Genomic DNA, 22,967 nt, shown 5'->3' on the forward strand with positions numbered 1-22,967 from the left:
ACCTTGAACTAACCGGCGAGGCCCGCCAGTGCCGGCCAGAGGTTGAGGCCGAGCAGGAACAGCCCGATCCCTATGGTGAGGTACCTGACCGGATCGGCCAATCTCCGGGGGAGGTAGGCCCTGACAACGTCATCGAGCATCCTGCCTCCGTCGAGGGGAACCAGCGGAAAGAGGTTCATCAGCCCTATCCCGAGGTTGAGTACGTATATCCAGTAGAGGGCAAAGAACAGGGGTAGGATTACGCTCTCGTGGCCAACCTTTGATGTAACGTTCTGAGTCGGATACACCCCGATGTAGCCCTTTTCCGGATCGTCGGGATGGGCGCCGAGTTTCAGGTTGACGTTCAGCTCCTTCCCGTCCCTTAGTATCGTGAGGGTGACCACCTGCCCGGGCTTCGTGGTGTTCATGAAGTTCATGAACTTCTCCATGTCCGGTATCCGCTCCCCGTTAATGGCCGTTATCACGTCCCCCTTTTGAAGCACGCCGAAGGCGGGTCCGTCCTCAACGACCCCCGAGACGAGAACTCCGGAAGGCTGAAGGACGGGCGCTATAGCCAGGTTTATGAGGATGAGCGTCAGAAAGGCCGTCACGATGTTCGCCATGGATCCCGCACCGTAAACCCGGAGTCTCGAGCGTAGGGGGGCCCTTTCGAGCGCCTCCTCGTCCGGCTCCACGAAGGCACCGGGGATGACGGCCAGAAGAACCAGCCCCACGGACTTAAGGGGCAGATCGTCGGCCCGGGCCACTATTCCGTGGCTCAGTTCGTGGACCACCATAACGACCACGAGCCCAATGAGGCCGTACCAGAGGGGTATCGTAACCCCCGGGATAACGAGCTGGACTCCGGCCTGCCCTCCGTGGCTTTGAACCGTTTTTATGGCCGTCTTCAGCAGGGCGTAGAAGACGTAGGCCATGCCAGCAAAGCCGACCGCTATGCCCGCATCGGCGTAGGCTCTCCAGAAGCGCCGGGACCTTCTGGCTATGGAATCTATAAGGCCGAGCAGTCTTTTGGTCCTCCACATCGCGATGAACATCTCAACCGTGAGGCCCTCTTCCCTCTCTCCTCTCCTTCCGAAGAGACCATACAGAACGATCCAGAAGGCAGTGATGCCGATGATTATCTGAGTGAGCGTGCCGTTCATTTTGGCCACCTGATGAAGCTTTCCAAGGGTGAGTTTAAAAAGTAATCGGGGCAACCGTTTTAAGTCCCCGGGAGAACTTCCCATGCGATGATGAGTGATGGGCGAACCGACCGATGAGGATGGAAAGGTGATCGCTGAGCAACCCTTTTAAGGCCCATCCAAAACCTTTTTTGGGATGATGATTTCAGCCTTGTCTGAGGCTCGTGATGATGGAGTGACGGACTGACCGCCTTTACCCTTTTTCCAGTAACGCCGAGCGTAGGTCCCTCAAAAACTCCTCCAGATGCTCCCTCCTGACGTGGGGCATTATGACTATCCTTATGTAGCCCCTGTGTGCGCTTATGCCCCACCCCCTCTCCTTCAGCTTTTCCTCGACTTCCTCAAGGTTCGGCGTTCCGAACGAGACGATGTTGAGCACAGGTTCCCGGATCAGGTAAACGCCGGGAATCCTCTTTAGCTCGCCGGCAAACCACCTGCTCAGCTCCATGGCGGTCTTCACGATCTCCCTGTAACCTTCGAACCCGAGGTGCTTTATCATGGCCCACACGGCCAGGGTGTTCGCGCCGGGCCGGGTTCCGGTTATGGTCGCCTGCCACACCTTTCCCCCCGCGAGGTAAGGTGCCGGGACGCTTATGGCCTCGAGGAACTTTTTCTCCCTGAAGATTATCCCGCCGGCGGGGATGGGAACCATGCCCATCTTGTGGGGGTCTATCGTCACGCTCATAACCCCCCTGAGCCTGAAGTCAAAGTCCGGAAGGTCGTATCCGAGCTCCTTTGCGAAGGGTATCACGAAACCACCGAAGGCCGCGTCCACGTGGAGAGGCAGGCCGTAATCGAGGGCCAGATCGCTCAGCGATGGAATATCATCCACGACGCCGAGGCCTGTCGTTCCTGCTATTCCAACTATTCCTATCGTGTCCTCGCTGATCCTGTTCTCGACGTCCTTAACATCGACCGAATAATCCTCCTTCAACCTCGCCCGGACGAGCCTTACCCCGAGCATCTCGCCGGCCTTCAGGAAGGAGAAGTGGGCACTCTCGGGGATTATAAGCTCGGGTTTCTCCACATCACTCAGGTTCCTGAAGGCCCTCACCGCCAGAATGTTGGCTTCGGTACCCCCCGAAACCACGTGTCCGTAGCCCTTTTCCAGCCCCAGAAGGTTCGAGAGCATTTCAATGACCTCTTCCTCGATCTTTCTGCTTCCGACGTGCAAACCCGGGTCGCCGAGGTTCCGGTCTATGTACCTCCTCACGACCTCGATCGCGAGGGGATGCGGCTGGGTGCACATCGAGCCGAGTATCCTGCCGGAATCGAAGGTCAGATCCTGAGATGTTTTTTTCTCAAGCTCCTCCAGAACTTCTCGTTCGCTCGCTCCTTTTCTCGGGAACATTCTCCCACCGTCCCTTCTTTCCACAGGAGGTTTAAGTCCTTATCCTTTCGAGGTACTTCTTAAAGAAAACCGGGGTCGTCAGCGCTGTGAGCATCGACACCGCTATGAAACCGGCGAAGAGAACCTGATCTATGAGCCCGGCATTGAGCCCAAAGGTCAGTATGGCCAGCTCCAGGCTTCCCCTTCCACCCATTCCTATGCCGATGAGTATGGAGTTCCTCCAGTCAAGGCCGGAGAGCCTGCTACCCAGACCGCATCCGATGAGTTTTCCGGCCACGGCCGAAAGGTAGAGCACCCCGATGAGCATGGGACTAAGGTCCCTTACCGGTGGGTTGAACATCAGTCCAACGTAGATGAAGAAAAGGGGGATGAAGAACTCGGTCAGGACCACCTGAAGGTTCCCGATAAGCGCGTTCAGTTTTATCCTCGGGATCACGAGCGGGTCTCTCTTCTCCTTCAGGCGACTTATCATAAGGCCTGCCAGATAGGCCCCTATTATCTGGTTGAGGCCGACCCACTGCGCTATTATGGAGAGCGAGAAGGTAAGGATGAGGGTGAACGTGAAGAACACGTTGAGGTTCCTGAAGACCGAATTGAACCACTTCGCCCTCTTGAGCAGGTATTCCGAGGCGATGAGGACGGTCCCTATGAAGGCGAATATCTTAACCGTCAGGATTCCCAGGGAGGAAGCGCTGAGTCCTCCGCCGGCGAGTGCGGTTACTATTCCTATGAGGTAGACCGCCATTATGTCGTCGGCAAAGGCCGCGCCCATGAGGATGGACGAGATCTCCCCGGTAACGTGCTCCCTCGCCAGAACGCCGCTCGTTACCTCTATTGCCGTGTTGCCGAGGGCCACTCCCACGAATATCGCCGCGGTGATGCTCCCGCTAAAGTAGAGCACCGTCAGAAAGCCCAGCGCGAAGGAGAACGCAACTCCCAGGCTCGCCACGATCAGGGCTTTCACGGTGTTGTGGGCTATGGCCGAGAAGTTGCTCGTCAGTCCCATGTACAGCATCATCATTATCAGCCCGAAATCGGCCAGAACCCGGAGTTCATCGGTGGGTTCTACAAGGCCGAGCAGGAACGGTCCCAGAATTATGCCCGTGAGGACGTGGGCCACTATGGGGTGGATGTCCAGCTTCTCGAAGAGCCATTCAATGCTCTTGGCCGTCACGAGGAGAACGGCCAGCGATGGCAGGAACTCCACTTCATCCCCTCCTCGTCAGCAGAAAGCCTATTATCCAGAGGGCCATGAGGATTATAGCGAGCACCGCTGCAACGCTTGCACCCCTCCCCCTTCCGAAGATTATCGGTATCGGGCCTATCATTATCACCCCTCCGCCCTCCACCTCCCCATCACCGAGGCTGGATATCACAGTTCCTATGAACACCAGCAGGAAGCCGAGGAGTATCATTCCAAAGCCGGCCATCACGAGGAGGGTTCCCCTGTCCATACACCGGATTTTTCCCCAATCCCTTTTTAAAACTTAACGTTTAAATTCGGTGGGGGAAGTGGAATACATGCTGGTGCTCGTTGACCTCGATGATACCCTGTGCAACACGTGGGATGCCAGCAGGTACGCCGTGCTCCGCCTCATCCCCTTCCTGCTGAGGAGGCGTAAGTTCAGGGCATTCCTCTACATACTCACCGCCCGCTACCGCGAGCTGGAGCAGTCGAAGGAGCTCCATATTCTGGATCTGGACAGGATCATCGAGAGGGTCATGGAAAAGGTCTATTCCCGGGTTCCCCGGGAGGAGCTTGAGGAGATGGAGAGGCTCGTGGATGGGGTCTTCTTCTCCAACCTCAGGCTGTTTCCGGACGCCATCCCTTTCCTCGAGGGGTTGAGGAGGATGAACGCACGGGTGGTCCTTGTAACGGACTCCTCCACCAGATGGCAGAGGAAAAAGCTTGAATACCTCGGCATAAAGGACTACTTCGATGCCCTGATAATCAGCGGGGAAACCGGTTACAGCAAGCTTGAGCCCCACAACTTCCGCCTTGCGAGGCGACTCTTTCCGGGAGAAAGCGAGGTTTACGTTGTCGGGGATCGGGACGATACAGACATGAGGGGCGGGAAGGGGATAGGTGCCACGACGATACTCGTGAGCAGGGGTTACTTCAAGGGAAGGCTCGCGAAGCACGCCGACTACGTGGTGAAGGACCTCAGGGAGGCTCTGGAGGTGATCGAGCGTGAGCATAAAAATCGAGCTGAAGCGTAAATCTCTTCATCTCTCGGGCCTCCTCGTTCCCCTATCTTATCTCCTCTTCGGCAGAGCGCTTACCCTGACGATCGTCGGCACGGCTTTTTTCCTCTTCGTGGCCCTCGAACCCTTCAGGATAATCGAGGAGATGAGGGACAGAATCAAAAGAAGGCTCAGGGTACACGTTGACGGGGCCCTTCTCGGACGGGTTGAAAATCTGGAGAGGCAGATAGACGAGATAACCCGGAAGCATGAACGGAACCGCGTGGCGGCTCACATCTACTTCACCTTCGCCGCCTTCATAGTGGTTTACTTCTTCCCCAGGGAGATAGCGGTGGGGGCGATCACCGTCGCAACGGTAGGGGACGCTCTGGCTGCCATAATAGGAAGATCCTTTGGCAGGCACAGGTTCCCCAACGGTAAGAGCCTCGAGGGGAGTCTCTCCTACTTCATCTCCGGCTTTCTCGTTCTCTGGCTCCTCATGGATCCATTTTCAGCCCTTTTCGGGTCCCTCGTCGGGACCCTCGTGGAGTTCTACGGTTTTCCCCCCGGGAGAGATCCCGGAGATCAGCTCGACGACAACTTCTCCAACCAGCTGGCGATTGCCCTAATCCTCTACCTTCTGAGCCTGTTTTAAAGGGGGAAGAAAAGGGAAAAGAATCACTCTATGGTAACCGTGGCGAACTCCGTGAAGGTGTCCGCATCGCCCCACTCGTCTCCGGGTGCCTTGTCCTTAACGGCCTCCTGAAGCGGCAGGGAATCAACCGCGGAATCTCCGCCACCCTGTCCGGTCACGTAGGCGACCACGTTCACCTTCTCCGGCTTTCCTTCGAGGGCGCTCCATGGAATGGCTATCTCGAGCGTCTGGAGGCCGTTCTCAGCACCACCGGTGTAGGCGTAGAATCCCGTCCACTTGAGCTCCTCGTAATTCCAGGCGCTTCCGTCCCAGAGAATGAGCTGTGCACTGGTTATGTTGCTCGTTCCCTTGTCCCCGAAGAACTCACCGTTCCAGAAGAAGTAGAGCTCAGCGTCAACTCCACCGGTGAAGCTCACCTTCCTGCCCCATGCGTCGGTGCCCGTTGTGTAGCCTCCTTCTTTGTAGTCGAGGGCTATACCGTAGGCAACCCTCCATGAGGCCTTGTTTTCGGTGGTGAGGGCTATGTAGAGGAACTGGTCGTCGTAGTCAACGTAGAGGGCCTTGAGGTTGGCACCGTCCTGTCCGTAGTGGCTTTCATCCACCGCTACCGGCTGGACGTTCCAGTCGTCGAGGTTGCCGTCTATGGTCTTGGTCAGGTTCTTGGCGAGCTCCTCCATGTGCTTCTTCCTCTCGAAGTTTTCGCCCTGGACCTCTTTCAGCATCGCCTCCATCTGGCCCACTATCTTTTTCATTCCGGTGTACGCCCCGTATATCTTGAGGGAGCCAACCAGTGCGTAGTTGGGGCTGTCTATGAGCGTTTTGCCTTCGTTGTAGACCTTCAGGAGGTCCATAACACTGTTTTCGAGCTTCTGGAGTTTCTCATTCATTTCATCGCTCAGGGGCATGCTCTGGAGCTGCTCCATTAGGTCGCTGTAGCGCTCGTAGTAAATCTGGAAGTAATTGGTTCCGTAGTACTTGTTGAACACTATGAAGGAGTTCTGGTAGCTTATGATCCTCTGTATCCTGGCGCTTAGCAGGCTCGCACCTTCAACGATGTTGTTCATTCTGATCTTGACGTAGTAATCGGGGATGTTGTCCGTCAGCTCCTTCGTGGTGTTCTCCTCCTTGCTTATCGTGTCAACCATGTCGCTTATGCCGTCGTTGGCAAAGTCGTTTCCGAAGTTCCATACCCCTTCGCCGTAGCTGAAGCCGGTTCCCACCTGGAAGGTGAACTCCCTGGCCCCTTCGAAGAGGCTCAGCGGAACCCTCACTTCGACGGTGTTCTTCGTCAGGTCAACGCCCACCGTCGCGTCATTTACCGTAATCATGTTCCCGTCGGGATCCACGAAGTACAGCAGGGATTTCTTGCCCGTTCCGGCGGGGGCAACCGCTGACGTCTGTCCGGTGTACTGATCTCCTCCGAGGTTCACGGCCATCTGGACGTCCCACTGGATGACCCCATCGGTGTCCATCTCGCCGGCGAACGGGGTCGCCCCTCCCTCCTTGTAGTCTATCGGGACGGCTATGAAGGTTGCACCGTTGTCGCCGATCTTTATGTTGCTCATGTTGGCGAACCTGAAGAGGAAGTAGACGTAGCGGTCGTCCTTGGTCACCCCAACCTCCGTTAGGTCGGCGTGGGATGATGTTCCGCCCGGCAGGTACTGGTCTTTGTCGTGCCTCTGGTCGTTGGGGGCGTCGCTCCATATGAAGAACCCGTCTTGGACGGTGTATGAATCCGGATCAAGGGTGACCGCGGGCCAGTCCTCCGGGTTTCCGTCCACATCTATGTTCCCCACCCATACCACGTTTACGTTTGTGGTGAACTCGTTGTTGCTCTCACTGGCCTCGGGTATGAGGTTATCCTCGTCAACAACGGCCCGTATCGTATAGGTTCCGGTGGCGTTTGGGATCCAGCTGAAGGTGAACCCTTTGCTCTCTCCCGGGTTGAGGTCGGTTGTCCAGTTGGTGTAGAGGGTGTTGTTGATGTAAACCCTAACGCTCGCGTTGATCGCTGGAAGGGAACCCTCGTTTTTGACGGTAACGTTGTAGACCGCGGTCCTGTTGAGGCCCACAACGCCCGGTCCGCTCACGCTCACCGTTAGATCGGCCATGAGGAACCACTCGCAGGTGAGCATGTTGGTGAATACGTCTTGGTCTCCCCATTCTCCTCCGATGTTATTGTAGTCTATGGCCGGATCTACGGGCAGGGAATCAACCGCAGAACCACCAGATCCGGTTATCCATGACATGATCGCAAACCTGGAGTGCTTGCCTCCGAGGGCGCTCCACGGTATTTTTATCTCCACCGTCTGGAGGCCCGTTGAGGTGTTGCCCGTGTAGGCAAAGCTTCCGCCCGCGTCCGCGATGCTTCCGTAGGTCCAGCCGCTTCCAGTCCACGTGTTGAAGTTGTCCGTGCCCATTCCGCTGTCCCAGCCCCACCAGAAGTAAATCTCGTAATCGGGGGCAAAGCCGTTGGAGAAGCTGACGCTCCTTCCCCATGAATCGCTGTTTCCAGTGTAACCGTTCCCCGTTCCGGGGTCAACGTCTATTCCAATTCCGTAAGCTACATCCCAGCTTCCTGTATTGTTCGTTTTTATTGCGATGTAGAGGTACTGGTCGTCCCACGAAACGTACATCCTATCAAGGTTCGCTCCGACCTGTCCATTATCCCGACCGGTAACCATTACATCGGATTCACTCCAGTCGTCGAGGTTGCCGTCTATGGTCTTGGGAGCCACCGAGACCAGGGCCATGCTGGTGAACACGTCCTGGTCCGTCCATTCTCCTCCGATGTTATTGTAGTCTATGGCCGGATCAACGGGCAGGGAATCAACCGCAGAAGAACCATCGCCTCCAGCCACCCAGGCCATTACCGCCACTTTTTCAGGCTTGCCTCCGAGGGCGCTCCACGGTATTTTTATCTCCACCGTCTGAAGGCCCGTTGAGTTGTCGCCCGTGTAGGCAAAACTTCCACCCGCGTCTGCAATGCTTCCGTAGGTCCAGCCGCTTCCAGTCCACGTGTTGAAGTTGTCCGCACTCAATCCGCTGTCCCAGCCCCACCAGAAGTAAATCTCGTAATCAGGGGCAAAGCCGTTGGAGAAGTTTACCTTCCTTCCCCATGAATCGCCGCTTCCGGTATAACCGTTCCCGGTTCCGGGATCAACGTCTATTCCAATTCCGTAAGCCACATCCCAGCTTCCTGTATTGTTCGTTTTTATTGCGATGTAGAGGTACTGGTCGTCCCACGAAACGTACATCCTATCGAGGTTCGCTCCAGCCAGACCGGTATCCTTACCGGTGGCTATCAGATCCGAGGCCGTCCAGTCGTTCAGACTTCCGTCCACTATCTTGGTCCCGTACATGGCACTTGCAAGATGGCCGGCCGGCACAACACCAAACAGGAGAAGGGCCATCAACACCAACGCAGACTCCTTTTTCATCCCTACACACCTCCACTGGTGTACGTCCTAAGACTATAATCACCGCTGGTGACTACATGGGCAAAAAGGTTTATATGCTTTTCCTATCATATCACCGGTAGTGATAACGGAGGTGGTCTCATGGTGAACTTCATATTCGGTGTCCACAACCATCAGCCCCTCGGTAACTTCGGCTGGGTGCTGGAAGATGCCTACAGGCGTTCCTATGGGCCCTTCATGGAGACGCTGGAGGAGTATCCGAACATGAAGGTGGCCCTTCACACGAGCGGACCCCTTCTGGAGTGGCTGAATGAAAATAAGCCGGATTACATAGATCTGATAAGATCCCTCGTGAGGAGGGGCCAGCTCGAGATAGTGGTCGCTGGCTTTTACGAGCCCGTTCTGGCGGCCATTCCAAAGGAGGACAGGGTGGAACAGATAAGGCTCCTCAGGGAGTACGCCAAAAAGCTTGGCTACGAAGCGAGGGGCGTCTGGCTCACCGAGAGGGTATGGCAGCCCGAACTGGTTAAATCCCTCAGGGAAGCAGGGATAGATTACGTTATCGTTGACGACTACCACTTCATGAGCGCGGGCCTGAGCAAGGAGGAACTTTTCTGGCCCTATTACACGGAGGACGGTGGGGAGGTAATAACCGTCTTCCCGATAGACGAGAAGTTGAGGTACCTGATACCCTTCAGGCCGGTCGAGAAGACCGTTGAGTACCTCCATTCCCTCGACGATGAGGACGAGAGCAAGGTGGCGGTTTTCCATGACGACGGCGAGAAGTTCGGGGTCTGGCCGGGAACCTACGAGTGGGTTTACGAGAAGGGCTGGCTCAGGGAGTTCTTCGACAGGATCTCGAGCGATGAGAGGATAAACGTTACGCTCTACTCCGAATACCTCAACCGCTTCAAGCCGAGGGGATTGGTTTACCTTCCCATAGCTTCCTACTTCGAGATGAGCGAGTGGAGCCTCCCGGCAAGGCAGGCAAAGCTCTTCGTCGAATTCGTGGATAAACTGAAGGAGAGGGGAGAGTTCGAGAGGTACCGCGTCTTCGTCCGCGGTGGCATCTGGAAGAACTTCTTCTTCAAGTATCCGGAGAGCAACTACATGCACAAGAGGATGCTCATGGTGAGCAAGGCCGTTAGGGATAACCCCGAGGCAAGACGGTACATCCTAAGGGCCCAGTGCAACGATGCCTACTGGCACGGCGTCTTCGGGGGCGTTTACCTGCCCCACCTCAGACGGGCCGTGTGGGAGAACATCATAAGGGCCAACACCTTCGTTTCCACCGGGAACTTCGTCAGGGACGTGGATTTTGACGGACGCGATGAGGTCTTTCTGGAGAACGAAGGCTTTTACGCCGTCTTCAAGCCATCCTACGGTGGAGCCCTCTTCGAGTTCAGCTCAAAGGGAAGGGCCGTGAACTACAACGACGTCATTGCGAGGCGCTGGGAACACTACCACGACGTCCCCGACAGGGCCCCCGAAGAGGATGGGGAGGGAGTTGCGAGCATCCACGAGTTCAGCAAGAGCATTCCGGACGAGATAAGGCGTGAGCTGGCTTACGATAGCCATCTAAGGGCGATCCTTCAGGATCACTTCCTCGATCCGGAGACCGGGTTGGAGGAGTACCGTCTCGCGAGGTACCTCGAGCTCGGCGACTTCATCAACACCCCCTACGATTACAGGGTTTCGGGGGATTCCGTAAGCCTATGGCGCGATGGAAGGGTCTCCGGAAGGCCCGCGAGGGTTGAGAAGTCCTTCACTCTGGAGGATGATGGCTTCGTTGTGGACTACACCGTAAGGAGCGATGAGGCTCTCTTCGGCGTCGAGATGAACCTCGCGGTTCACAGCGTTATGGAAAAGCCCGGCGAGTTCAGGGCGGAGCGCTTTGAGGTCAACGATCCCTACGGCATCGGAAGGGTTGCTATAGAACTCGAGGGGGAAGCCCTCGTCTGGAAGTACCCCGTAAGGACTCTGAGCCAGAGCGAGTCGGGATGGGACTTCATACAGCAGGGCGTCAGCTACACCATCCTCTTCCCGGTTGAAAACGAGCTAAAGTTCAGGCTCCGCTTCAGGGAGCTCTGATTTTAATCTTTAGTTCTTAACCCTCTCTAACCCTGAACTCCAGCGGTTTTTCAAGCCCCCAGAAGCGACAGAAGGAGCAAACCTCCCCGTTGGAGGGCATTCCGCAGACCTTACATTCCCTGAGCTCCCTCTCGTCGAGGCGGGCCCTGAAAAGGTCCCTGTTCCTGAGGTAACCCTTGACGAAGTTCACCTTTGTCCCGGGCCTTTCCTCCTCCATGGCGTTCAGAATGTTCTTGTACTTGAGGGTGGTGGCTCCCACAGCATGAGGACATTCATCCATGAGGTACTTTATCCCCTCCGCCAGAGCGTAGGCCACGATCTCCCGCTCAGTTAGTTCATAGAGGGGTTTAACCTTCTTTACGAGCTTTCCATTGAACTGTGAGGGTGTTACAGGCCCCTGCTTGGCTAGATAATCCGTGTTCCAGTTCATCAGGCTGGCGAATATGAAGCTCGCCTCGTCGTCGAGGTTGTGGCCGGTGGCGACGGCATCGAACCCGTTGTCGTAGGCGAATTTGTTGAAGATGTACCTCTTCGTCAGCCCGCAGTAGGAACAGACCGGCCTCCTGGTTCTGACTTCCCCGATTCCCTTACCGAGAAGCTCCTTAACCCGGACGACGTGGAGGGGAACCTCAAAGGCCTCGCACTGTTTCCTTGCGTATTCCTCGCTCTTCTCCGAGTACTCCCCTATTCCGAGGTTGATGTGAAGGCATTCGATATCGTAGCCGAGTTTTTTGAGAACGTAAGCTGTGACGGCCGAGTCCTTACCCCCGCTCACGACAGCTAAGACCCTCTCATCCGGTTTGAGGAGCTTATACCTCTCTATGGTTCTCCGGACCTTCCGCTCGAAGTATTCGATAAAATGCTCCCGACACAGGTAGGTCCTTGGGTAGTGGAGCTTGATAAAAGCCGGTCTCCCGCATAACCTGCACTTCACCGTCATTCCCGTTCCCTCATAGACAGTCGCTTCAGCGGGGCGATTTTGCTATTCTGGTCTTTCCGTCGTTCTCCACAACGAGAACCCTCGTAAAGGTTTCCTCAAGCAATGCCAGATAGCTCCTGTCGGCTATCTCCCTGTTTACAAAGTAGAAGGTTTTCCTGTTCGGGTTTCCAAGGAAGGCCGATGCAAGGTTGGCCAGAGACAGGATGAGGCGTCTGTCACCGCCCTGTATTGGGATAACCCTCTCGGGGTTCAGTATCACCGTCACCGTCCCGGGGTTTTCGGAGTAGTACTCCTTCAGTTTCTTAGTGAATATGGTCAGGAATATCCCCGGATCTTTGTGGGGGTTTAACTCAAGGACCACCCTCCCCCAGTTGGAGATACCGCCGGCCTTTATTCTGGCGATGCTCATTGGCACCTGAAGCCCCGCGGCGTTGAGCCACCCGAGTACGGGCAGGAGCGAGTCTATAATGTCCACGACCAGTATCTTTTCCCATCCGTAAGTTTCGCCTATGGTGTGGAAGAGAAGGGGATGATTGGAAAGCGAGGTGTGTTCTATGAGCACGCTTTCGCCTTTCTCTATCCCCCGAAGGTACTCTCCAAACTTCATTCGACCACCCCCGGGGATTTAAGAATGCTGACCTCCCGACCGGAAACCCTGAGAACGTACTCCGAGTCCTGCTCGAATCTCTTCGTGAGGTATTCCGAGGCTACGTCCGTGTTCAGGAACAGAAAAGCCATATAGTTCCTGAGCGGCAGGTATCGTCTGTGTACCACCTCGAAGTACCTCTCTACCTTCGGTGGATCGTCGAGGAAGGTGAACGAGAACTTCTCCACTCCAAGTACTATTGTATGATCCCTGCTCCTCTCCGGCACTTTCTTTGCCACCCTTGAGTACAGACCGATGTGGCGTTCAAAGTCCTCTATCACGTCAACTCTACCGATCACCATGCCGCTGTTGATCCTTCCCCTTTCTTTTATCACCGGAACATCATCCACCTCAAGCTCCATCCCCGAGAACCTCAGGTTCTGAAGGAAGATGTGGAGCGTATCCCATACGTCAACCACGAGCGGGGTTATTCCCATCTTCCTCCAGCCGGTGAGTATATCGTAGAACACCCTCTCAGGGTGGTCCCTTGAGCCGTATTCCACGAGAACGTTGCCAGTTTTCATTGGAAGTAGCCTTTTGATTGTATCCATGGCTCCCCCCAAGTTTGCCTTATCCCGTTTGCCCTATATAGCTTTTGCCCTCAACCATCACTTTCGATCTTTGCCTTCCAGTTGCCGGGTTTCCTGAAGTCTTTTTCCGTGTAGAGACCTTCCTTTTTGAGTATCCCCCTCGCCGCCAGAATCCCTGTGGCGGCGGCGTTAACGATGTCCCTGCTAAGGCCCACACCGTCTCCGGCAACGAATATTCCCTCGATGCTCGTCTCGAGGTTCTCATCGACCTCAACTTTCATGGCGTAGTATTTTATCTCCGGGGCGTAGAGCAGAGTGTGATCGCTGGCCACCCCCGGAAGAACCCTGTCGAGCTTTTCCAGTCCTTCGAGGATGTTGGTAACGACTCGATGCGGCAGGGCCATGGCTACGTCCCCCGGGGTAACGTGCTTCAGGGTTGGCTCCACATCACTCCGCCTTATCCTTCCCCACGTGCTCCTCCTTCCGCGCCTCAGATCGCCGAGCCTCTGGAGTATCGGTTTCCCTCCGCCTATTGTCGTTGCAAGCCGGGCTATGCTCTTCCCGTAGGCGGTGGTGTCCTCAACCGGCTCCGTGAGTTCGATTCTGCTGAGAAAGGCGAAGTTGGTGTTGTTGCTCTTCTTCCCGTGCATGGAGTGGCCGTTCACCCCAACGTAACCGTCGTAGCGTTCTTCAACGACGAAACCGTTTGGATTGGTGCAGAAGGTCCTCACGAAGTCGTCGTAGGTTTCGGTGTAAATGTGGAACTTGGGGTCGTGGTTTATGCTCGTTATGGGCTCCATGACTATGGCCGGCACCTCTACCCTGACGCCCACGTCTATCGGCCCGTGCCTCGCCCTGATGCCGATCCTTTCGGCGACTTCCTGAAACCAGTCCGCCCCTCCCCTGCCGGGGGCCACTATCACGTACCTCCCCTTTATCTCAAAGGTGTCCTTTCCCCGTTTCACCCTCACGTAGCCCTTTCCTACGTTCAGTGCCTTTGTCCAGAGCATGAACTCCACGCCTTTGCCCTCGAGGTGCCTTTTTATGTCTGCTATTACCTCGGGCGTTCTGTCCGAGCCTATGTGCCTCTGGATTATCGGTATGAACTTCACCCCTGCCTGCGCCGATCTCTGTTCCCAGTACCTCACCTGCTCGGGGTCGCCCCTGAACAGGTCCTTCGGGCCCTTATGTTTGAGGAAGATCTGATCGACTTCCCAGACGAGCTGCCACGCGTAGTTCTCATCGCCCGTGAGCTCCCTCAGATCACCGCCTATGTCGGGTCTCAGGTTTATCGTGCCGTCGCTCAGGCCACCCGCACCACCGACGCCGCTCATCACATGGCAGGGCTGACAGCCTATGCAGTACCCGAGCTCGTACATCGGGCACGTCCTCTGGTCGATGTCCCCTCCCTCGTCGATTATCAGAACCCTAAAATCGCTCCTTTCGGCCAGCTCGTAGGCCGCAAACAGTCCTGCCGGGCCGGCACCTATTATAACAGCATCGTATGTTTTTCCGGAAACCATGTTTCCCTTGGTGGGATTCCGTGCGTTCCCTTAAAAATTTTTTGGCAGGTTTGTGGTTAATAACGGTGAAAAAATCTCAAAAATTTAACATTAAAATGGTAATTAAAGGGAGGCTGGACCTTCTCTTCATCGCGCTTTTACTTTCGATAACCCTCCACCGGAATCTGGATTTCATCTACATCATCCCCCTTCCGTAAAACACGTGAAGCCGGCAAACTTCCGAAACCTTTAAGGGGAGATGGGACAAGGTAGACGCTGGTGTAAACATGCCCGGAGAGGGTTTCAAGAAAGCCAGGTCAGAGAACGCCAAATCAACGAAGCTGAAGATCATCCACACCAAGAGGAGGCTTCTTCACCTTAAGAGGAAGGAGGAGATCGGTTACAACGTTCGCTACATCTCCAAAGTTCCCGTGAAAGTCGTCATGAACAGGGACATCCTGCTTCTCCATCCGGAGGATTCCCTTTCAAAACTCATCCGGAGCCTCAGGGGAGAGGAGACCTCGGCGGTGGTCGTTGACGATGAGGGAAGGCTCCTTGGATTCATAACTATGAAGGACCTCCTCCACTTCTTTGAGCCCCCGAAGGGGTACTCCGTAGTTGGTCTGGGGCTCCTTAAAAAGTACTCCGTGAGCCATGGCTCGCTCGTTAAGGATGTTATGGTAAGGAAACCCGTAACCATCCACGTTGACGACGATCTCGGACGGGCGATAAGGGTAATGCTTGAAACCGGAAAGCATCACCTTCCGGTCATCGATAATGAAAACCGCGTACACGGTGTGCTCGAGGTTAAAGACATCGTAAGACTCATCAGGATAGTCTCTGCCTGATCCTGAACTCAGGGGGTGGTAATCATGGACGTCTTCCTGGAACTGGCACTGATACTCATAGTTGCGAAGCTCTTCGGATACCTCACCCTTCGCTTCGGCTTTCCAGCGGCTTTAGGACAGCTGCTTGGGGGCATCCTGATAGGTCCTTCCCTTCTTTCCCTGGTTGCCTACGACGAGAGCGTGAAGCTCATCGCCGAACTCGGCGTTGTCATGCTCCTTTTCCTTGCCGGTCTGGAGACCAACATTGAGGAGTTCAAGAGCGTTGGAGTTCCGGCTTTTCTGATCGCGGTTCTCGGTGTGGTGACTCCCTTCATTCTGGGCTACATCGGAGCCCTCGCCTGGGGTTATTCGAACATACAGGCGCTCTTTCTTGGCGGAGTTCTAACGGCTACGAGCGTTGGCCTTACGACCAGCATCCTAATGGAGATGAAGAAGCTGGGGACGAGGGTCGGGACGACCATCTTAGCTGCCGCGGTTGTAGATGACGTTCTCGGTATAATAATCCTGACCGTCCTCGTCGCGATGAACACGAAGGGAAGCGTTTATCCGATGGACGTACTGATAATCCTCGGCGAGGTCGGGCTGTTCTTCCTCCTCGGTATCATCCTTGGCAGCCCCGCGGTTAAGGAGGCCCTCAAGATCTCCGAGAGGATAAACGTTCCGGAAACCCTTACGGCATCCGCCATAGCCATAATGCTGATCTTCGCCTACATAGCCGAGCAGTTCCAGCTGGCGGGGATAACCGGGGCTTACCTCGCCGGCCTCCTCGTTGGGGGAAGCTCTGAAGCGAGGGAAATAACAAGAAAAACCCTGACGATCGGCTATTCCCTCTTCATACCTGTTTTCATCGTCAGCATAGGCGTGGAAACTAACGTATGGGTCTTCGAGCACGTTGGGGCCTTCGCCCTCGTCTATGCAATCATCGCCATAGTCGGTAAGATAGTGGGCTGCGGTATAGGGGGCCTGATTTCGGGCTTCAAAGCAGGCGAATCCATCCAGATAGGGGTTGGCATGATCCCAAGGATGGAGGTGGCTTTGATAATAGCCAACATAGGCCTCAGCGAGGGCGTCTTCGATAGGGGGACCTTCTCCATACCCGTGAGCATGGTGATGATCACAACCCTGATAACGCCTTTCCTCCTTAAATGGGCGTTCTCGAGGGATTGACATGGAGATACTGCTGTTGATATCGCTGATGCTCGCAACGGCAAAACTGATGGGTTACCTGTTCGAGAGAATGGGCCAGCCGGTGGTTCTGGGCCAGATCTTCGGGGGACTGCTCATAGGGATCTTTTTTGACACCAATCCAGTTATAGGACAGTTCTCCAACCTCGGCGTCCTCCTCCTGCTTTTCATAGCGGGTCTTGAAAGCGAGCTGGAGGAGTTCAGGCGCGTTGGCAGGCAGAGCGTTGTGGTTGCCGGTACCGGGGTTCTGGTGGCCTTTATCTTCGGGTTCGCGGTTGCCTACTTCTTCGTTCCCATCCACGAGGCCGTTCTCTACGGGGCCATGATGACTCCCACGAGCGTCAGCATAACTGTCAGGGTCCTCATGGAACTCAGGAAGCTCAACACGAAGGAAGGAACGACCATCTTAGCTGCTGCGGTTGTCGATGACGTCCTTGGAATCCTCGTGCTGACCGTTGCCCTCTCGATAATAAGGGGCGGGGAGATAAACTACGCAACCCTCGCGGAGGTCATCGTTTCCGTCTCTCTCCTCCTGTTCTTCTTTCTCTACTTCGGACCGGGACTGGCCGACCGGACTTTCAGGGCGATCTCCCGCATCGACCTTCCGGAGTCAGAGACGGCCTTTGCCCTCGTCTTCCTGATAGTCTTCGCCTACCTCGCCGAGCACCTTAACCTCGCCTCGATCCTCGGTGCCTATCTGGTGGGTCTGGCCCTCGGTCAGAGCAGCAGAAAGAAGGGTATAATGGACCATATGAACGTTCTGGGATACTCCCTCTTTATACCCCTCTTCTTCGTTGAGGTGGGCATGAGGATTGAGCTGGGCTACATACTCCACGCGGGCCTCTTTGCCGTTATCTACACCGTGGCAGCGATATTGAGCAAGGTCCTCGGATGTGGTCTTGGTGCCAGACTTTCCGGCTTCAGCTGGGATTCCTCGCTGAGAATCGGCATCGGCATGATTCCAAGGATGGGTGTTGAGCTCGCCATGCTCGCCGTGGCGATGGGGAGTGGCCTCATAGGTGGTGATGCACTCACCGTGGCCATTCTCATGGTCTTCGCCACAACCATCATAACGCCCCCTCTCCTCAAGTGGCTCTACTCCCATAGGCCTTAGGTTTATAAACCTCCCATCGAAGCGGTGAACATGGGCGAGTTGCTTTCGATACTAAGCTCCGCACTCTTCATGCTCATCATGATAGACCCGAGCGATAAGGTACTCCTCGTTAGCCTCCTCAGAGAGGATTTCCACATAGAGGACATAAAGACCCTCATCGTAAGGGCGAACCTGATAGGCTTTCTCCTGCTCCTCACCTTCGCCGTCACGGGACAGATAATCCTTCAGCAGATCTTCCACATCGATATAAACGCTCTGAGGGTTGCCGGCGGCTTCGTGCTCTTCAAGATAGGCCTCGAGGCCCTCGAGAGCGGGGGGATGCTGACACTGAAAAGGGAGAAGAACATCCTCGCCCTTGCTGCCGTTCCCGTTGCGACACCTCTTATAGCCGGACCGGCCGCGATAACGACGGCGATAACCCTTACGGCCGAGAAGGGCCTCTATCACGCAACCGTAGCTATATTCATAGCCATACTGCTCACGGCCTTCACTATGTTCATAACCCTTTACGTCATCAAAAACGTTAGTAAGACCACCCTCGGGGTCTTCGTAAGGATAATCGGTATGTTCACGATGGCCATAGGTGCCCAGATGATGGTGGAGGGAGTGGTGGGGATATACCTTCTCATGATCTCGGCCGCCTGAGTTACCCGGGTTAAACTTTTAATCCCCCCGGTTTTTCTAAGATGGGGATCGTCGATGGCGGTTAAGCTCGAAAGGATTAAGGGTACAAGGGACCTCCTGCCGGAAGAGATGGCTGCGAGGAGATGGGTGTTCGAGAGGATACGTGAGGTGTTCGAACGCTATAACTTTCACGAGGTCCTCACACCGACGTTTGAGTACACCACCCTGTTCCAGCTGAGGAGCGGTGAGGAGGTGGTGGAACAGCTCTACGCCTTCGAGGACAAGGGTGGTAGGAAAGTCTCCCTGCGACCGGACATGACCTCGAGCGTTGCAAGGCTCTACGTGAACTCCTTCCAGAACGCTCCAAAACCCGTGAAGTGGTATTACATAGCCAACATGTTCCGCTACGAGGAACCTCAGAGCGGGCGTTACAGGGAGTTCTGGCAGGCCGGGGTGGAACTCCTTGGGAGCGATAGGGTTGAGGCGGATGCCGAGGTTATAGCGCTCTTCGTTGAGAGTTACCTGAACACCGGCCTCAGGGACTTCACCGTCAACATCGGCGACAGGGTTCTGCTGGATGAGTTCGCGAGGATGCTCGGCGTTAAAGACGACGTCGGCCTGATGAGGCTCATAGACAAGAAGGACAAGCTCAGCAGGGAGGATTTCATCTCAGCCCTGAGGGACTTCGGGCTAACCCGTGAGGGGATCGATAAGGTTCTCTCTCTGATTGGGATCAGGGGGAAGCCCGATGAGGCTCTTCCAAAGGCGGAGGAGCTCTTCACGGGCAGAGGGGCTGAGGAGGAGATCAAAAGGCTCTACGAACTGGTGGACCTGCTCGATGCCTACGGTGTTAAGGATCACGTACTCGTGGATCTCGGCATCGCGAGGGGCTTTGATTACTACACGAGCGTGGTTTTTGAAGCGATGGTTCCAAACGATCTCGGCATAGGCTCCGTTGGGGGCGGCGGGAGGTACGACAACCTCATAAGCGTTTTCGGGGGTAAACCCACGCCCGCCACGGGTTTTGCAATAGGGATCGAAAGGCTTATCCCGATCCTCGAGTGGAAGGGCCTCCTCCCGGAGCCAAAGCTCAGACCGGACGTTTACCTCATCCCGATAGGGGATGACCCGGAGGTGAAGAGGACCACCGTGGGTCTGGTTTCGTCCCTCAGGAGGGCGGATGTAAGGGCCGACTACGAGCTTAAGGGCAGGAAGCTGCGGAAGGCCCTTGAACACGCCGGAAGGCTTGGCGTCCCCTACGTGATCCTGATAGGAAGGCGGGACCTGACTTCGGGAAGGGTCGTTGTGAGGGACATGGAAACGGGCGAGCAGAAGGACGTGGAGGTTGGAGCCGTTGTATCGTTCGTCAGGGAACTCCTGAGGGGTTGATCACCCCCTCGCCTTCCTTTTCATTCTCCACGCCTCGATCCTTCTCACGAAGCAGCGCCACTTCAGGTATGTTTAATGGATAACGTTATTAACCATGGGATACAAAGACTCCGGGATGATGAGTCTGGAGCCCCCTGATGGATGAGGAGGTTTCGCGGGGCTGACCGGTATGATAAGGGAAAGGGTCTGTAGGAAGTACCTAGAGGAAATAGAGAGGCTCGAGCGCTCCCTTCGGGAGCTTGAGGATCAGCTGACCGAGGTCAAGATGCAGCTCAGGCTGAAGGTGGACGAAGCGAACCGCCTCGCCATAGAGAACGCCAACTTAAGGCACAGGCTCGAGGTCCAGAGGAGGACCTACAACAGGATGGTTGAGCTTTTGAAGGAGATAAAGTTTCCTATAATCCTGCTCAACGACGACGATGAGTAGCGAAAGTCTTTTTAGAGCACCCCTTAATGGGTCGGTAAGAAGGTGAGGCTTATGGCGATGGACATGACCACCAGAATGTTCAGGGAAGAGGGATGGGTAAGGAAGAGATGTAAGGTCTGCGGAAAGTTCTTCTGGACGCTCGATCCGGACAGGGAAACCTGCGGGGACCCGCCGTGTGACGAGTACTCCTTCATAGGAAAGCCGGGAATACCGAAGAAGTACACCCTCGAGGAGATGCGGGAAACTTTCCTCGGGTTCTTTGAGGAGCACGGCCACGGACGGGTGAAGCGTTTCCCGGTGCTGCCGAGGTGGAGGGACGACGTTCTTCTCGTTGGAGCAAGCATAATGGACTTCCAGCCGTGGGTTATAAGCGGTGAAGCCGATCCTCCGGCGAATCCCCTCACGATAAGCCAGCCCTCGATAAGGTTCACTGACATAGACAACGTGGGGATAACGGGCAGGCACTTCACGATATTCGAGATGATGGCCCACCATGCCTTCAACTACCCCGGAAGGCCCGTTTACTGGATGGACGAGACGGTTGAGCTCGCCTTCGAGTTTTTCACCAAAAAGCTGGGCATGAAGGCTGAGGACATAACCTTCAAGGAGAACCCCTGGTCCGGTGGTGGAAACGCGGGGCCGGCCTTTGAAGTTCTGTACAGGGGTCTGGAGGTGGCAACCCTCGTCTTCATGCAGTATAAGAAGGCCCCCGAGAACGCGTCGGCCGGAGAGGTCGTGGAGATCAAGGGGGAGAAATACGTTCCCATGGAGACGAAGGTCGTTGACACGGGATACGGTCTCGAGAGGCTCGTCTGGATGAGCCAGGGGACTCCTACTGCTTATGATGCGGTTCTCGGTTACGTCGTCGAACCTCTGAAGAGGATGGCCGGGATCGAGAGGATAGACGAGAGAATACTGATGGAGAACTCCAGACTCGCCGGGATGTTCGACATCGAGGACATGGGCGATCTGAAGGTTCTTCGTCGTAAGGTGGCCGAACGCGTCGGCGTAAGCGTTGAGGAGCTTGAAAAGGCTGTCAGGCCCTACGAACTGATCTACGCCATAGCGGACCACACAAAGGCTCTGACCTTCATGCTGGCCGATGGGGTTGTGCCCTCCAACGTCAAGGCGGGTTACCTCGCGAGGCTCCTCATAAGGAAGAGCATAAGACACCTCCGGGAACTCGGTCTGGAGCTCCCGCTGTCCGAGATAGTGGCGATGCACATAAAGGCCCTCTCGCCAACTTTCCCCGAGTTCAGGGAGATGGAGGAAACAATCCTCGACATGGTCAACGTCGAAGAAAAGCGCTACGCTGAGACCCTGAAACGGGGAAGCGATCTCGTGAGAAGAGAAATCTCCCGCCTGAAGAAGGCCGGAGAAAAGAAGATACCCCTCGAGGACCTCATACTTTTCTACGAGAGCCACGGACTGACGCCCGAGATAGTAGCAGAGGTGGCCCGGGAGGAAGGGATAGAGGTAGAAATCCCGGACAACTTCTACACCCTCGTTGCGAAGGGAGCGGAGAAGACCCGGAAGGAGGCCAAAGAGTATGCCGTCGACTTCGAGCTCGTCAAGGACCTCCCCGACACGAGGACGCTCTACTACGAGGATCCCTTCATGAAGGAGTTCGATGGCACCGTGCTGAAGGTCATAGACGACTGGGTCGTTCTCGACGGGACGGCCTTCTATCCCGAAGGGGGCGGTCAGCCCTGCGATCTCGGTGAGCTGAACGGGGTAAAGGTGCTCGACGTCCAGAAGGTCGGGAAGGTGATCCTCCACAGGGTCGAGAAGCCTGAAGCCTTTTCAGAGGGCCAGAAGATCCACGGAAGGATCGACTGGGAGCGGAGGATAGGGCACATGCGCCACCACACGGGGACTCACGTTCTCATGGGTGCCCTCGTCAGGGTCCTTGGAAAGCACGTCTGGCAGGCCGGCTCGCAGCTCTCAAAGGACTGGGCCCGGCTTGACATAGCCCACTACAAGCGCATAAGCGATGAGGAGCTCAGGGAGATCGAGCGTCTGGCCAACCGCGTGGTTATGGAGAACAGACCGGTACGCTGGGAATGGCTTCCGAGGACCGAGGCGGAGCAGAAATACGGCTTCAGACTCTATCAGGGAGGGGTCGTCCCGGGAAGGATCATCCGCGTCCTTAAAATCGAGGATTGGGACGTTCAGGCCTGCGGTGGGACTCACCTGCCGAACACCGGCCTCATAGGTCCGATAAAGATCCTCAGAACGGAACGCATACAGGATGGGGTGGAGAGGATAATCTTCGCCGCCGGTGATGCGGCCGTAAAGTGGATGCAGGAGACGGAGGAGATACTCAGGAAGACGGCTGAAATCTTCCGCGTTCCACCGGAAAAGGTCCCGGAAACGGCCGAGAGATTCTTCAACGAGTGGAAGCAGGCCAGAAAAGAGGTCGAAAGGCTCAAGAAGGAGATTGCCAGACTCCTTGTTCACGAGCTTGAGGAGAGGACGGAGAGAATCAACGGAAGGGAATTCATAGGGGCTACGGTTGAGGGCTCTGTGGGACACCTCAGGGAGATCGCGGAGAGGCTCAGGAAGGACGACCGCGTTGTCGTCCTCTTCAGCAGGGAGGGACACTTCGTGGTTGCCGTGGGTAACTCCCTTGAGCTGAAGGCAGGGGATCTGGCGAGGATCATAACGAAAGTCGCCGGCGGAGGTGGCGGCGGAAGGAAGGAGCTCGCGCAGGGCAGGGTAAAAAACGTTTTGAAGATCGGGGAAGCCCTCGAAGAGATTAAAAAGACCCTTTAATTTCTTTAATTCCCGGATTTTATCCTTTTCAGGGGTTAAGGTTCCTGAGGTCTTCCAGCAATTTTCAGCGGGATCTCTGGGATTTTAAAGAAAAACGGGAAAGGGA

19 protein-coding genes are annotated in these 22,967 nt (G+C 55.7%); 10 read left to right on the forward strand and 9 right to left on the reverse strand.

Going from position 1 to position 22,967, the window contains the following annotated elements; genetic code table 11:
• Positions 1-8: 8 nt before the first annotated feature.
• The 4 genes from A3L12_RS00190 to A3L12_RS00205 all read right to left on the reverse strand — a co-directional run bounded on the left by A3L12_RS00190 (position 9) and on the right by A3L12_RS00205 (position 3,986).
• Positions 9-1,142, reverse strand: coding sequence for a site-2 protease family protein (locus A3L12_RS00190; protein WP_088881735.1), 1,134 nt, complete (start codon positions 1,140-1,142; stop codon positions 9-11).
• A 232-nt stretch (positions 1,143-1,374) separates the two neighbouring features.
• On the reverse strand, positions 1,375-2,532 hold the full coding sequence (mfnA, locus tag A3L12_RS00195; RefSeq protein ID WP_088881736.1) for a tyrosine decarboxylase MfnA: 1,158 nt from the start codon (positions 2,530-2,532) through the stop codon (positions 1,375-1,377).
• Positions 2,533-2,563: 31 nt separating this feature from the next.
• Positions 2,564-3,739 carry a cation:proton antiporter gene (locus A3L12_RS00200; RefSeq protein WP_088881737.1) on the reverse strand — a complete coding sequence of 392 codons (1,176 nt, stop codon included), beginning with the start codon at positions 3,737-3,739 and terminating at the stop codon, positions 2,564-2,566.
• A gap of 1 nt (position 3,740) precedes the next feature.
• A complete protein-coding gene (locus tag A3L12_RS00205) occupies positions 3,741-3,986 on the reverse strand; it encodes a DUF131 domain-containing protein (RefSeq protein WP_088881738.1) in 246 nt (81 codons plus the stop codon).
• A 67-nt stretch (positions 3,987-4,053) separates the two neighbouring features.
• Between A3L12_RS00205 and A3L12_RS00210 the strand changes: the two genes are divergently transcribed.
• Positions 4,054-4,752, forward strand: coding sequence for an HAD family hydrolase (locus tag A3L12_RS00210; RefSeq protein ID WP_088883175.1), 699 nt, complete (start codon positions 4,054-4,056; stop codon positions 4,750-4,752).
• Positions 4,724-5,371, forward strand: coding sequence for a diacylglycerol/polyprenol kinase family protein (locus A3L12_RS00215; protein WP_088881739.1), 648 nt, complete (start codon positions 4,724-4,726; stop codon positions 5,369-5,371). The genes A3L12_RS00210 and A3L12_RS00215 overlap by 29 nt, the downstream gene beginning before the upstream one ends.
• 23 nt (positions 5,372-5,394) lie before the next feature.
• On the opposite strand, the gene A3L12_RS00220 is transcribed toward A3L12_RS00215, so the two are convergent.
• Entirely contained in the window at positions 5,395-8,811 is a 3,417-nt protein-coding gene (locus tag A3L12_RS00220) for a CARDB domain-containing protein (protein ID WP_088881740.1), read from the reverse strand.
• Between the two features lie 120 nt (positions 8,812-8,931).
• On the opposite strand from A3L12_RS00220, the gene A3L12_RS00225 reads away from it, so the two are divergent.
• The gene (locus A3L12_RS00225) at positions 8,932-10,881 is read left to right on the forward strand and encodes an alpha-amylase/4-alpha-glucanotransferase domain-containing protein (protein ID WP_088881741.1); all 1,950 of its coding nucleotides are present in this window, start codon (positions 8,932-8,934) and stop codon (positions 10,879-10,881) included.
• Positions 10,882-10,897: 16 nt separating this feature from the next.
• On the opposite strand, the gene A3L12_RS00230 is transcribed toward A3L12_RS00225, so the two are convergent.
• The 4 genes from A3L12_RS00230 to A3L12_RS00245 are packed head-to-tail and all read right to left on the reverse strand — an operon-like array spanning position 10,898 to position 14,520.
• On the reverse strand, positions 10,898-11,821 hold the full coding sequence (locus A3L12_RS00230) for a TIGR00269 family protein (RefSeq protein ID WP_088881742.1): 924 nt from the start codon (positions 11,819-11,821) through the stop codon (positions 10,898-10,900).
• Between the two features lie 25 nt (positions 11,822-11,846).
• Positions 11,847-12,428, reverse strand: coding sequence for a DUF257 family protein (locus A3L12_RS00235; protein WP_088881743.1), 582 nt, complete (start codon positions 12,426-12,428; stop codon positions 11,847-11,849).
• Positions 12,425-13,030, reverse strand: a complete 606-nt coding sequence (locus A3L12_RS00240) for a DUF257 family protein (protein ID WP_198300048.1) — start codon at positions 13,028-13,030, stop codon at positions 12,425-12,427. The genes A3L12_RS00235 and A3L12_RS00240 overlap by 4 nt, the downstream gene beginning before the upstream one ends.
• Positions 13,031-13,068: 38 nt before the next feature.
• A complete protein-coding gene (locus A3L12_RS00245; protein WP_088881745.1) occupies positions 13,069-14,520 on the reverse strand; it encodes an NAD(P)/FAD-dependent oxidoreductase in 1,452 nt (483 codons plus the stop codon).
• A 266-nt stretch (positions 14,521-14,786) separates the two neighbouring features.
• On the opposite strand from A3L12_RS00245, the gene A3L12_RS00250 reads away from it, so the two are divergent.
• From A3L12_RS00250 to alaS, 7 genes are all read left to right on the forward strand, one after another.
• Positions 14,787-15,347, forward strand: a complete 561-nt coding sequence (locus A3L12_RS00250) for an HPP family protein (protein WP_088881746.1) — start codon at positions 14,787-14,789, stop codon at positions 15,345-15,347.
• A gap of 24 nt (positions 15,348-15,371) precedes the next feature.
• Positions 15,372-16,514 (forward strand): cation:proton antiporter, encoded by a 1,143-nt coding sequence (locus A3L12_RS00255; RefSeq protein WP_088881747.1) that lies wholly within the window; start codon positions 15,372-15,374, stop codon positions 16,512-16,514.
• A gap of 1 nt (position 16,515) precedes the next feature.
• Positions 16,516-17,646: a cation:proton antiporter gene (locus A3L12_RS00260; protein WP_088881748.1), complete on the forward strand. Its 1,131-nt coding sequence runs from the start codon at positions 16,516-16,518 to the stop codon at positions 17,644-17,646.
• A 30-nt stretch (positions 17,647-17,676) separates the two neighbouring features.
• A complete protein-coding gene (locus tag A3L12_RS00265) occupies positions 17,677-18,291 on the forward strand; it encodes a MarC family protein (RefSeq protein ID WP_088881749.1) in 615 nt (204 codons plus the stop codon).
• Positions 18,292-18,345: 54 nt separating this feature from the next.
• Entirely contained in the window at positions 18,346-19,659 is a 1,314-nt protein-coding gene (gene hisS, locus A3L12_RS00270; RefSeq protein ID WP_088881750.1) for a histidine--tRNA ligase, read from the forward strand.
• Between the two features lie 169 nt (positions 19,660-19,828).
• A complete protein-coding gene (locus A3L12_RS00275; RefSeq protein WP_088881751.1) occupies positions 19,829-20,086 on the forward strand; it encodes a hypothetical protein in 258 nt (85 codons plus the stop codon).
• Positions 20,087-20,137: 51 nt separating this feature from the next.
• The gene (alaS, locus tag A3L12_RS00280) at positions 20,138-22,861 is read left to right on the forward strand and encodes an alanine--tRNA ligase (protein WP_088881752.1); all 2,724 of its coding nucleotides are present in this window, start codon (positions 20,138-20,140) and stop codon (positions 22,859-22,861) included.
• Positions 22,862-22,967: the final 106 nt, after the last annotated feature.

It is taken from the genome of Thermococcus sp. P6 (assembly GCF_002214525.1).
In the GTDB taxonomy this organism is placed as follows: Archaea; Methanobacteriota_B; Thermococci; order Thermococcales; family Thermococcaceae; genus Thermococcus.

What these genes read in the sequence shown, in the direction of transcription:
- A3L12_RS00205 (WP_088881738.1), bottom strand. Translation starts at nt 3,986, where the DNA reads ATGGACAGGGGAACCCTCCTCGTGATGGCCGGCTTTGGAATGATACTC.
- A3L12_RS00250 (WP_088881746.1), top strand. Translation starts at nt 14,787, where the DNA reads ATGCCCGGAGAGGGTTTCAAGAAAGCCAGGTCAGAGAACGCCAAATCA.
- A3L12_RS00210 (WP_088883175.1), top strand. Translation starts at nt 4,054, where the DNA reads ATGCTGGTGCTCGTTGACCTCGATGATACCCTGTGCAACACGTGGGAT.
- A3L12_RS00235 (WP_088881743.1), bottom strand. Translation starts at nt 12,428, where the DNA reads ATGAAGTTTGGAGAGTACCTTCGGGGGATAGAGAAAGGCGAAAGCGTG.
- A3L12_RS00230 (WP_088881742.1), bottom strand. Translation starts at nt 11,821, where the DNA reads ATGACGGTGAAGTGCAGGTTATGCGGGAGACCGGCTTTTATCAAGCTC.
- alaS (WP_088881752.1), top strand. Translation starts at nt 20,138, where the DNA reads ATGGCGATGGACATGACCACCAGAATGTTCAGGGAAGAGGGATGGGTA.
- A3L12_RS00190 (WP_088881735.1), bottom strand. Translation starts at nt 1,142, where the DNA reads ATGAACGGCACGCTCACTCAGATAATCATCGGCATCACTGCCTTCTGG.
- A3L12_RS00260 (WP_088881748.1), top strand. Translation starts at nt 16,516, where the DNA reads ATGGAGATACTGCTGTTGATATCGCTGATGCTCGCAACGGCAAAACTG.
- A3L12_RS00225 (WP_088881741.1), top strand. Translation starts at nt 8,932, where the DNA reads ATGGTGAACTTCATATTCGGTGTCCACAACCATCAGCCCCTCGGTAAC.
- hisS (WP_088881750.1), top strand. Translation starts at nt 18,346, where the DNA reads ATGGCGGTTAAGCTCGAAAGGATTAAGGGTACAAGGGACCTCCTGCCG.
- A3L12_RS00245 (WP_088881745.1), bottom strand. Translation starts at nt 14,520, where the DNA reads ATGGTTTCCGGAAAAACATACGATGCTGTTATAATAGGTGCCGGCCCG.
- A3L12_RS00265 (WP_088881749.1), top strand. Translation starts at nt 17,677, where the DNA reads ATGGGCGAGTTGCTTTCGATACTAAGCTCCGCACTCTTCATGCTCATC.
- A3L12_RS00255 (WP_088881747.1), top strand. Translation starts at nt 15,372, where the DNA reads ATGGACGTCTTCCTGGAACTGGCACTGATACTCATAGTTGCGAAGCTC.
- A3L12_RS00275 (WP_088881751.1), top strand. Translation starts at nt 19,829, where the DNA reads ATGATAAGGGAAAGGGTCTGTAGGAAGTACCTAGAGGAAATAGAGAGG.
- mfnA (WP_088881736.1), bottom strand. Translation starts at nt 2,532, where the DNA reads ATGTTCCCGAGAAAAGGAGCGAGCGAACGAGAAGTTCTGGAGGAGCTT.
- A3L12_RS00220 (WP_088881740.1), bottom strand. Translation starts at nt 8,811, where the DNA reads ATGAAAAAGGAGTCTGCGTTGGTGTTGATGGCCCTTCTCCTGTTTGGT.